This is a genomic window from Metamycoplasma faucium (genome assembly GCF_045160055.1).
Lineage (GTDB): Bacteria > Bacillota_I > Bacilli_A > Mycoplasmatales > Metamycoplasmataceae > Metamycoplasma > Metamycoplasma faucium.
Genome location: NZ_CP088155.1, coordinates 35,425 through 47,244 on the forward strand (window position 1 = coordinate 35,425; position 11,820 = coordinate 47,244).

Sequence of the window (11,820 nt, forward strand, 5' to 3'; positions counted from 1 at the left end):
ATACTATATGAGTTTAAAACCAATAATTAGTGGACAATCTTTGAACACAAATAATGACTTTAACACTGAAACAGTTGCTAATCGTTTAGCATATGAAACATTACAAACTAAAGCATTATCAACAAAAGATAAAAATCGTTTAAAAGATCCTCAAGGAATAATTCCTAATGGAATTTATAAAGTATTTAGTTTAGAAAAATCTGTTAAATTAGCTTCTATTATTTCTTCTCTAATTATTTTTATAATATCTGCAATTTTTATTACACTATTTATAACTTCTCCTTCTCTTTTTATTAACACTGCAAATAATGAAAAAATAAAATGAGGTTGATATATCATTCCTTCAATAGCAATAGTATTAACGTTTTATTTAATGACTACTGAACTAATTGAGTTAATAGGTATATCTAGAAGTGTTGTTGCTTATCGTGATAGTATAAAGTTAGGCGCTATATCAACCCCTCCTTTTATAACTTTATTATATAGAAAATTAATTCTTAAACAAGTTAGAAGAACTTGACTAGTTGTTGCAATTATTTTTTATGTAGGGATATTTACTTTAATATTTTGAGGACTTAAAGATGTTAAGTGAAAACACTTAGATTTTAAAAAATGGATTCATAATTCATTTCCAAATCCTGAACTTGTTATTTATATATTATGTGGAATAATGGCTGCAGTTTTAGCATTACATATTTCATTTACAATCTTTCGTAAAAAAAGAACCGTAGACATACAATCTTTCTTTGGTAACGAAGTTATGGATTATAATGAACTACAAGAAAAGAAATCTAAGGCTCATAAATTTTATGCAAAAATATTTTTAATAAGTATTTTATTAATTCTAGTATTACCATTTATAATTTATATAATATTGAAAAAAACAGTTTGGAGAGGAAAATAATTATGCCTACATATGGAATAGTATTATTAGTAATTTTACCTATATTGGCAGCTATTGGTGGATTTTTTGGTGGATTATTTTTCACAAAGAAAAAATATGAAAAACAATTAAAAGAAAATCCTCCTATTACTGAAAAAATGATTCGTGTAATGTTTGCACAAATGGGTAGAAAAGCAAGTGAAGCTCAAATTAGACAAGTTATGCGTTCTATGCAAAATGCTAAATAATAATTAATCTCCTTTAATAGGAGATTTTTTTATCAAAAAAATAATTAAAAAAAGCATCGACTTACGATGCCTGCTAGAAAGTAATATGAAGTGCAACACTATGTGCTTCATATTTTATTTTATCTTTTTTCAAAAATTCATGTATTAAAAAAAGTAAAAAAATATGTTAAAAATAAACACATAGTGTTTTTAAATTAAATATTAATAATTATTCAAAAATCTTATTGTAAGTTTCAATTAAATTTTCCTTGTAATATTCTAATGAAGAATTTCAGTTCAATATTTTTCTACGTTTATAATTAATTTCTAATGTTACTTCTTTAATGTATTCAGGATCAATTTCATCAAAATTAGTTCCTTTAGGAAAATATCTTCTAAATAAACCGTTTCAATTTTCATTGCTTCCCTTTTGCCAAGATGCATATTTGTCTGTAAAATATATGCATATATCAAATTTATAAGCTAATAACCCTAATTTTCTAAATTCAAATCCATTATCAGTTGTAATTGATCTAACAGGAATATTGTTGGAACCTATAAGTTTAGAAAGAATTCTATTTAAATTATCTGGATGTTTTCCCTTTATCATTGCTGTATAGCAAAATCTAGTTTTTCGTTCAACAAATGTAATGATATGATATGCCCCACGAACATTTCTGCCACAAATAAGATCTAATTCTCAATGACCAAACTCAGATCTATCATTAATTTCTTGTGGACGAGTTCAAATTGGCTTTACATATTTAGCGCCAACTAGTCTATCAATTATATTTGTATTTGCTCTTTTTCCGCCCTTTTTATAATATCTTCGCAATAATTCTTTCCGTTGTATAGCCCATTTTCCTGAATTTATCCAATTAAAAATTGTTTTAAGCGAAGGGATAGGGTAATTAAAATTATTTTTAATATAAAAATAAGTATTTTCAACCATTCATTTTTTACCATCATATAATGCTACAAATTGATTGGTAAAATCTTCATATTTTTCATATATATGACGATCTCAAAAATAAAACTTGTGTTTATGCCTAGTCATAGCTTTTTTATCAGCTATTTCAGGATTGTATTCTAAATTAAAGCAATCAAAATTCCTTTTGATTTCTCGTGATATTGTTGAAGGACTTTTTTTAATTTCTTTAGATATTTTCCTAATTGAGTAATTTTTACTTAAATATTCTTTTATTAGAATTCTATTGGTATAATTTAAATGATTATAATTATTAATCATGAGTAACCGCCTTCTGAAGCAAAATGGTTGCTCTTTTTTTATATAAAAATGCAACTCTATAAATTATCTCATAGTGTTGCACTTGATATTACAATGTAGCGCATCGACTTACGATGCCTTCTTAAAATTGGTTCTAATTTAAACTTTTTGCTAATGCATTAGTTTTAACATACGTAATAACTAAAAAAGTTGATATTACTATTACAAACATTGAATTAATTGTTGTGTATGGATATTTATCAATAATATATTCCAAAGTATCTCTGTTTGATAGAGTAGAATCAATTTTTTTCAATAATTTAATTGATATTATTGGTAATGAACATACCAATTCATATGATACTTGTAAAACAAAAAATATAAGCACTAATAATCTTTCTGTTTTAATTTCATTCACTTTATTACTTTTTGTTAAAAAAGCAATAGTTAGCCCAAAAACAACAACTTGCATAATAGCTGTTAAATATCTTAAAATTTCAAGATTTAAAAATCGTGGGTTAATAGTAAATCTAAAGAAAACATCAATCACAAAACATATTAATTGTAGTATTAGTATAGACAATACTATCTTGCCTATTTTACTATATCTTTGATTAGTAGCCATATTTATGCCTCCTGTTTTAGTTTCATTTGATACATTATCATAATAATTTTCATTATTATCAATAGTATATTCACTTTTATTATCATCAGTTATATCAACTTCTTGATTTTCTCTATTTCATCGAAACGATCTTTCATGTCAAATTGTAGTCTTTTGTCTATTAATTTTATTTTCAAATTTTTCATTTTCATAAGCTTTTTTATCATAAAAATAAAACAGAAATGCTCCAACTAGTCCAACAATAGGCACAAATATTCCTATTGTGCATAGAATACCAACTTGACTATTTAATTTACGATAAGCAAAAAATGCATTTGGTACAAATAATAGAATTGATACAAAAAACCACTGAAGAGGAATGCTAATTGCAAATGCATATCAAATTCTGTTTGCTGATTCTAAGTCGTATTCATATCCACTTAGGTTTTTTATTTGTTTATTAAAAATAATAAATCAAGCAATCAATCCAATTGTAACTAATATGTCGATAAATTTTATTATTATTGACGCTAATGCAAAATTACGTATTTTTTTAATTTTTATTTCTTCCATAATTAATGCGTGTAAAACAAAAAAAGGAATATTTCTTTTATTCTTATTCCTATAAATAGAAAAATAAATTCAAATTATTATATTTGAAATTTAACTTATATATATATATATATATATATGAAACATGTCTATTGATTTTGTTTTTAACACACAATTATTATACACCATCATTATTATTAAAATTACTTGGTGTATTATCTTTATTAAGATTTTCATTAGATAAATTATTAGTTTTAAGCAAAACAATAATAAAAAAAGTTGAAATAACAATTAAAAATATATTTTTTATAAGAACAATGACTCATTCGTCAATTCTTGTTAAATCTAAGTTAAAATGATAAATGCCAAATATTTTTGCGAGAATGTTTAACAATGTAGGTATTGTTCAAATAAATATATGAGTTTCTCTTATTATGAAAAATATCAATATTATCATTCTCTCTTTTTTAATATCAATATTTTTATTAGTAATTACTAAAAAAATATTGTTGTAGCAAAAAATAACTAATTCAGCAATTTAATTAGGTATTTCAATAAATCAAGTTGAGGATAAATTCATAATGTTAATCTTATAAAAATATCTAAGAAAAAGCAAACTAATTGCATTATCAATATTGCTAAAATAATATTTTTTATTTTATTCTTGTTTATGTTTACTTTTAATCTCATTCAAATTTTGTATTTATATCTCAAATGTCTTCGGAGCTAGAAGAATCAGAATTAGGAGTATACTCTGTATTAGAACTACTCTTAGGAATTGGGATATGATTACGCATATCATTAATATCATTATAGTAATCATTTACACTATTATTTTTTGAAACATATTGACTTCTAATAAAATTCTTTATATGAGAACAAAATATAAAAGCACCTATAAGTGATAGTAAAGGTAATATAGTTATTCCAATTATAGATAAAATTCCAACTGTATTATTACCTATTTTAAAAGCATCAACAATAAGAATAATATTTAAAATATATAAAGTCAAGCTAATAGCAAGAAATATTACTAATTGCGTTATTGATACAAAAAATATTAATGATATCGACATTGATATTGCCAAAAAATATAGAATAATAAAACTTAATGCATTATTTTTCATTCTCTTGTAATTCATTTTTTTCTCTCCTATGAAATAAATAAAACATGTTAAAAATAAAAAGGAGAAATAAGCTTTCTTATTCCTAAAATTAAAAATTGACTTTATATTATGATCACATTTGAAACTAACTTATATATATATATATATCTTGACTTACTTTTAACATAGTTAAAATTATAATTAAAATTTATTAAATTTTAATAATTTGTTTCATGGAAAATCATATTTTTTGATTTTATTCAATAAAATTTCTAGCAAATTAAAAAATACTTACTCTATTTTTAAAGAATAAGTATTACAATGTAACTCTAATTGAAACTTACAATAAGATTTTTGAATAATTATTAATATCCGATTTCAAAACACTATGTGTTTATTTTTAACATATTTTTTTATACATGAATTTTTGAAAAAAGATAAAATAATATGAAGCACATAGTGTTGCACTTCATATTACTTTCTAGCAAATGCAACCCATAAACTATATGTTATAGGATTGCGTTTTTACCACAAGGGAATAATATTATTTAAGAAATTTTTTTAGTTCTTCAACTTGTTTATATTTTTCTTTTTGATTATAATCATCATTACTATGATGAACATCTTTTTCTCACCAATCAATTATTTCTGCAATTGATGCATAATTATTTATTCTGTTTGCTTTTCCTCATCAGTCTACTGATAAGTTATAATACTTATCTAAAAGTTTATTGCCTTCAAGTTTAAGCTTGCCTTTAAGCTCTATAATTCTAGAACTCAAGAAAGCCGTTTGATATATTAATGTTTGCTTAAATTTTTCTATTAATTCTTTTTCTATTGTATTAAATCTATCATTTAATGGCTTTAATACTGATTTTAAGAAATTAACATCTGAGTCCGATTTATTTATAACTTCTTCTTGGATTTTTTTAGATAATTCAGATAATTCTCTAAATTCCTTTTTTAAACTATTAGGTTTATCTTCAGGGTAAGCAATATCTCAAGTTAGTCATTGAATTTTATTATATGTTTTAATCCAGTTATCAATTTTATTCTTTAGTTCTTTAGCTTCATCAATAACTTTATCGATATTTTTCTTAGCTTCGTCTATTTTTTTTCTTAATTGTTCAACAAATCCACTATTGTATTTATTTAATATACTCTTAACAGCAGCTAATGAATATAATGTAAGTGCTTTATTTAATTCTTTTAATGCATTGTCTTTTTCAAACCTAAATGCACTATATATTCCACCTTCCGGTATAACAGTTGCTGCTAAAGCAGAAATTATTGATTGAATTTGATCTTTTAATTTATTATATTTAACTTTATTTTTTTCAATAATATCTTTAAAATCAAGTTCAATGGTTCTTTCTTCAGTAAATACATTTTTATGGGTTAAATTGCCTTTATTATCTCTACCAGATATTACTTTTCGTCATATTTTATATGTTATTTTTACTTTTGTTCCATAAACCTTAGACGAAATTCAGTGTATATTATCTTTTGTTTCTTTTTTTAACGTTCCAATTTCACTTAAATTATTAGTTAATTGTTGTGTATTTCAGTTATCAAAAGCTTTAGCATTAAATATATCAGTATTTTCATTTCTAGTAATTAAGGCTTTACCTTCAGGAAGATCTTTTTTGAACCCTGTATATTTTTTAATTATTGTTTTTTTAACCGTATTTAAACTTTTTGAAGTAAATTCCAATTTTAATTCTAACTCACCTGTTTCATCATTAGGTGTAAGTGTATATTTAACATCAAAATCTTTTGTACTTAATTTTTCCTCAAAATCTTCTTTTGTTATTTGGCTAGCCAATTTTGTTAATTTATTAATACTATTTTTTAGACCTATTTCTTTTTGTATTTTATCAATTTCTTCTTCATTATTTTTTTTAACTATATTAGTTAAATCTATTTCAACTTTTTTAAGATCTGAATAAATTTTTGTTGTCTTTTGTTCGCCGTTTCCATCTGTACCAGCAGGAATTTGTCTATATATTTTATATTCTAATGCTAATTTTAAATTACCAGTAGCATCACGGACTATTGACATTTTTGTAATTTCTATATTATGATTTGATTGTAAATTTAAAATATCAAAATATTTTTTTAATAAACTCTTATCTTTTGTGATGTGGTCAATAATGTCTCTTTGGACATCAAGCGTATTTCCTTGAGTAAATCCACTAGGATTAAATTTTAATTCTGGTAAATTATTATCCATTTTGTCTTTTTTGAATCCTGTTTCTATAAATGTTTTTTTGAGATGATAATTTGTTTTTTTATGCTTAAAAAACACCTCAGCTGTTAAGGTTCCTTTAACATCGTCATATATAAATTTTCAACTTACCCCAACTACTTCAAAATCAGGGCTTGTTTTACTAAATCCCTCTATTAAATCTCTTTTAATAGAACTACTAAAAATATTATTTTTATTAACTATATTTTTAAATTTAATATTTAGATCTTTAGCAAAATCATTAAATTGTTTTTCAATGTCTTTATATTCTGCAGGTTTTTTAATAATATCTTTAAAGTCATGTGTAAATGATCTTTCGTCAGATTCTAAAATTTCTTTTTTATTTGGGTTATCTTCTGAACCTACATTACTTTCTTTATAATATTTATAATAAAATGTAAATTTTGTTCCTGATAGTTCGACTCTTGTATATTTAACATTTACACCAGTAGAATTAGTTATATGAAATAATTGGCGTAACACTTTATTTCTATTACTTTCTTGCTCACCATCGAATTCATTTTTATATGATTCTAATTCATTTAAAATTAGATCATTTTTAACTTCTGCTTTTAAATTAGGCAGATTATTTAAAATAGTTTGTTCTCCCTTAAACCCAGTAAATTCCTGTTTAATTTCTTTGTTTAATTTCTTTCCATTAATTGAAAATGTAGCAATTAATTTTACAGTTCCTTCTTTATCGTTAGGAACTATTTTAAAAGTAACTTTATAATTATTTAAATTTTTTGAAGATTTAAATATATTTAATAATTCGTCATTAGTTTTTGAGAGAAATTCACTTGGTAAGTGTTTAGATTTATCATACCCACTTAAATTAAATGTTAAATCCTTACTAAATTTTCCAAACGCTTTGTCTTCAGGATCTTCTTTTTTAAAATTACTGAAAACAAACTCTTTAGAAGATAAAGTTTTGGTTTGATCATTCTTATCTTTATATGTTGATCTAACTGTTAATTTTAGATAATCATCTTCAACTTTAGCATCAATTTTTGTATCAGAATTAGCTAACAATTGTTTTGAATCATTATCTTTATAGTTAATATCAAAATATTCTAATAGTCTTCTGTTATTTAAGTTTAATGGTTCTTTTTTAAGTTCGGATAAAAAATCAGAAGCTGTGTGTGGAACTTCTTTGTCAGCACCATTTTCTTTTTTAGGGGCAATATTTAAGCCATTTAAAGCATCTTGTAGATTCTTTTGCGTGTTTGGATTTTTACATGATAAAGCAACTAATGGAGTTGCAATAAATGTAGATCCGCTTAGTAAAAAACATAATAATTTTTTATTTATTTTTTTCTTCATTATTGTCCTTTCGTTTCTTAATAAATTTAGAGCAATCATTATATATTATTTTTTCTAAATTAAATTTATTTAAAAAACAACACTATTATTTAGTGTTGTAATTTTATAATTGAATTATTATCTATTGTAATATTCAACAATTAATGCTTCATTAATTTCTTTAGCAAATTCGTTTCTTTCTGGATAGCGTGAATATGTAGCTACAAATTTATCTCTTTTAATTCAAGATGCAACAGTCATAGCTTCCATTGCTGCTTTAAGTTCAGAATTATTTTGTAATGAAGGTTTTAATTCGATTTTTGATCCTACTTTAATTTGCATAGATGGAATATTTGCTTTATGTCCGTCTACTAAAAAGTGACCATGTGAAACAAATTGACGAGCTTGTGCTCTTGTTCTTGCAAAGCCTGCACGAAATACTAAATTGTCTAATCTTGATTCAATAGCTTGTAATAATATAACCCCAGTTATACCTTTTTTCTTAGCTGCATTTAAAAATAAATTTTTAAATTGACGTTCATTTATCCCGTACATATATCTAACTTTTTGTTTTTCATACAAGTGAAGTTGATAGTCAGATATTTTAACTCTCTTAGCACCATGTTGTCCAGGAGCGGTTGTTCTTTTTTTACCTTTGCTAAATTCTTTGTTATTTTCTAATAATGAAATGCCAAAACGTCTACTACGTTTAAACATTGATCCTAAAAATCTTGACATAATTTATTGCCTTTCAAAAATTTAATAAATATATGCAAATATAGTATTAATAACTCTTTTACTAATTTTTATTCTAATGATTTCGGAATACAGCTATCTTACTATCAAATCTAAAACAAAATAAAAAGTTTATAAAATGTTATTATGCTGTTAATTTGCATTATTATTTTACATTAATTTAATTTTAATACATCATTAAAATAAAAAATAATATCTAAGCTTCCAATGTCAAACAAATTGACCCACCAACTTTTAAGTTTTTGATGGAGAATATTATTATGACTTTTAAAGAAAATATAATTTCAAGAAACGAAAGAATAGTTAGCACAATATTGCGTAATATTAATTTTACAAATAAAGCATTATCATTAATTGCACGTGTTAGTATTTCAACAATTAAAAGGTGAAAAAGAAAAATTTTGAATGAAAATGGAAAAATTGATATATCTCATAAAAATATGGGAAATCAAAATGCAAAAAAATATAATGATGAATTAATAATACAATTAGGTAAGACATATGAAAAAAATGCAAAAATTACAGGTGGAAATGTTGAAAATGAAAGTTGTTCATATTTAACATTAAGAATTTTTTATGAAAATTTAGATCTTATTATTGGCAAAAATGACATTAAAATTTCATATTCAAATTTAGTTAAGAGATTAAAAAAAGAAGGTTTTGCAAGTAAATATGCAACTAAAAAAGGGCGCAAAGAAGCTAGGAAAAGCAGAAAGAAAAAAGAAATAAAAGAACATATTTATTATGAAGGAAAATTAACCTTTTCACAACCAAAGAAAAAACAAAAATTTAGATTTAATTTTGCAAATAATTATAAATACGGAGATATAGTAGAGATAGATGGCTGCACTCATTATTATTTTAATAATGAAATTAAATCAACTTGTTTAATGGCTGTTGATGTTGGAACAAATAAAGTACTTGATTTATATTTTGAAGAAGGAACAGAAACATTAAATGGATATCAAACACTTTTAGAAAACATTTTTAATAAATATGGTTATCCAAGAAAAATATTTGCTGATAATAGGATGAATTTTTGACATGATGAAACTAGTAATGCAAAAACTTTTTTAGAAGTAAAAAATAGAGGAATTGAATTTTTAACTTCTTCAAATCCTACTTTTAAGTCTCACGTAGAAAGAAAATGAGATACTTTTCAAAAAAATATCCCATTCTTTTTTAAACTAAATAATATTGATAATGTTAAATTGGCTAATGAATCTAAAGATAAAATTATTGAAAAAATAAATTCATGTTGTTCTATTAAAGAAAAACAAAATGTTTTTATGCCTATAACAAATGAGCTTGATAAATTTTTCGATTTGACTATTAAAAGAACTATAAACAATGGTGCAGTTAAATATCAAAACAAATGATATATGCCAATTCATTCAGAAACCAATAAAAGAGTAAATATTGTTGATAATGGTGAATTTAATTTTGTTATAGGAACTGATATGAAATTATATTTTAGGTCTCATAGCAAAAGATATAAAGCAATAGAAGTTGAAGATAAAAGATATGAATTTATGATTAATTTTGCTTATAGAAAAAAGATTAATATGAATATTGAAGAAGCAAAAAAATTAGCTGAATTAATTACAAGCACATATTATGTGCATTCAATAATTGAGAAAAAAATATCTATATTAAAATCACTAGAAGATAAAGATCATTTTTTTAAAGATGAAATGTTGATTTTAAATGAAATATTTGAAGATTTAAAAAATGAACGTGAGTATTTATCAAAAATAATTAATTTTTAAAAAAATACATATTATAAATTGGTTTAATTATTGAGATTTATGACTTTTAATCTATACTTTTAAGTGGGTCAATTTGTTTGACGTTTCACATTTTAATACATCATTAAAATAAAAAATAATATCTAAGCAATCTTACCTAGATATTATTATGTTAATAATTAATGTTCAATTAATCATTTTCTTTCTTGTTCAACTATATTTTTAACATGCCCTAATTCAAGATAAATTACTTTATCTGCAATAGCTGCAATATCGGGATCATGAGAAACAATTATAATAGTTGATTTATATTCTTTATTAATTTGTTGTAATAACTTAAGAACTATTTTACCTGTATTTTCATCCAGCGCTCCGGTTGGTTCATCGGCGACAATGATTTCACTATTTTTAGCAATAGCACGTAATATAGAAACACGTTGTTGTTGCCCTCCTGACATTTGCGAAGGATATTTATACATACATTGTTCTAAATCAAAATCAACAAATAATTTTTTAATATCAAGTCTTTTTGATTTATCTGATTGTAAATATGAACCAGTTTCAACATTATCATAACTATTTAAGTTTTGCAATAAATTATAGTTTTGAAAAATAAAAGAAATATTTTCACGTCTAAAAAGTGTTTGATTACGATTACTTAAATAAGGCAAAGAAATATCATTAACTATAACTTTTCCACTTGTAGGTCTATCTAAAGCGGAAATAATGTTTAATAGTGTTGATTTACCAGACCCTGATTTACCATATAAAATTGCAATTTCTCCACGTTTAATTTTAAAAGATATTCCTTTTAAAACTTCAGTTGCAACATTACCTGATAAATAAGTTTTACGTAAATCACTAACTTCAACAATATAGCCTTCTTGATTTTTTTCATAAGTATATTTATCTTTTGGGCGTGGTTTATTATTTGATTTTTTAAACGCTTTTAATGTTTTGTTATCAAGTACAGTAACATTTAGTCCATTATCATCAACAGTAATAGGATTTTCAAGTTTACTTACAGTAATAGGATCTAAAGCTTGTGATAAAGTTTTTATTTCAGTTGTTTTTTTAACTTTTTTTTGAGTTTCTTTTTCAGGTTTTAAGGTTACTTTAGTATCTATTTTTTGTTCTTGCTTACTTTCTAAATCTTTTTTAGGCAT

General features: G+C 23.6%; 10 protein-coding genes. 3 read left to right on the forward strand and 7 right to left on the reverse strand.

Features of this window, described 5'->3' with window-relative positions:
* Positions 1-7: 7 nt before the first annotated feature.
* Together LQ356_RS00170 and LQ356_RS00175 are read left to right on the forward strand one after the other, a co-directional pair.
* Positions 8-904, forward strand: coding sequence for an MSC_0882 family membrane protein (locus LQ356_RS00170; RefSeq protein ID WP_405311672.1), 897 nt, complete (start codon positions 8-10; stop codon positions 902-904).
* Between the two features lie 2 nt (positions 905-906).
* Entirely contained in the window at positions 907-1,131 is a 225-nt protein-coding gene (locus tag LQ356_RS00175) for a YneF family protein (protein WP_405311674.1), read from the forward strand.
* A gap of 208 nt (positions 1,132-1,339) precedes the next feature.
* Here the strand turns inward: LQ356_RS00175 and LQ356_RS00180 are convergent, their stop codons facing one another.
* The 6 genes from LQ356_RS00180 to rpsD form a co-directional block, all read right to left on the reverse strand.
* Positions 1,340-2,359: an IS30 family transposase gene (locus LQ356_RS00180; RefSeq protein WP_405311318.1), complete on the reverse strand. Its 1,020-nt coding sequence runs from the start codon at positions 2,357-2,359 to the stop codon at positions 1,340-1,342.
* 133 nt (positions 2,360-2,492) lie between these two features.
* Positions 2,493-3,515, reverse strand: a complete 1,023-nt coding sequence (locus LQ356_RS00185) for a hypothetical protein (RefSeq protein WP_405311675.1) — start codon at positions 3,513-3,515, stop codon at positions 2,493-2,495.
* Between the two features lie 157 nt (positions 3,516-3,672).
* Entirely contained in the window at positions 3,673-3,951 is a 279-nt protein-coding gene (locus LQ356_RS00190; protein ID WP_405311677.1) for a hypothetical protein, read from the reverse strand.
* Between the two features lie 223 nt (positions 3,952-4,174).
* Entirely contained in the window at positions 4,175-4,636 is a 462-nt protein-coding gene (locus LQ356_RS00195; protein ID WP_405311679.1) for a hypothetical protein, read from the reverse strand.
* Positions 4,637-5,144: 508 nt separating this feature from the next.
* Complete coding sequence (locus LQ356_RS00200; protein ID WP_405311681.1) at positions 5,145-8,171, reverse strand: lipoprotein 17-related variable surface protein; 3,027 nt, start codon at positions 8,169-8,171, stop codon at positions 5,145-5,147.
* 117 nt (positions 8,172-8,288) lie between these two features.
* On the reverse strand, positions 8,289-8,888 hold the full coding sequence (rpsD, locus tag LQ356_RS00205; protein ID WP_405311683.1) for a 30S ribosomal protein S4: 600 nt from the start codon (positions 8,886-8,888) through the stop codon (positions 8,289-8,291).
* Positions 8,889-9,166: 278 nt separating this feature from the next.
* On the opposite strand from rpsD, the gene LQ356_RS00210 reads away from it, so the two are divergent.
* Entirely contained in the window at positions 9,167-10,675 is a 1,509-nt protein-coding gene (locus tag LQ356_RS00210; protein ID WP_405311466.1) for a hypothetical protein, read from the forward strand.
* A gap of 158 nt (positions 10,676-10,833) precedes the next feature.
* Here LQ356_RS00210 and LQ356_RS00215 read toward each other — a convergent pair whose 3' ends face one another.
* Positions 10,834-11,820: an ABC transporter ATP-binding protein gene (locus tag LQ356_RS00215; protein ID WP_405311685.1), complete on the reverse strand. Its 987-nt coding sequence runs from the start codon at positions 11,818-11,820 to the stop codon at positions 10,834-10,836.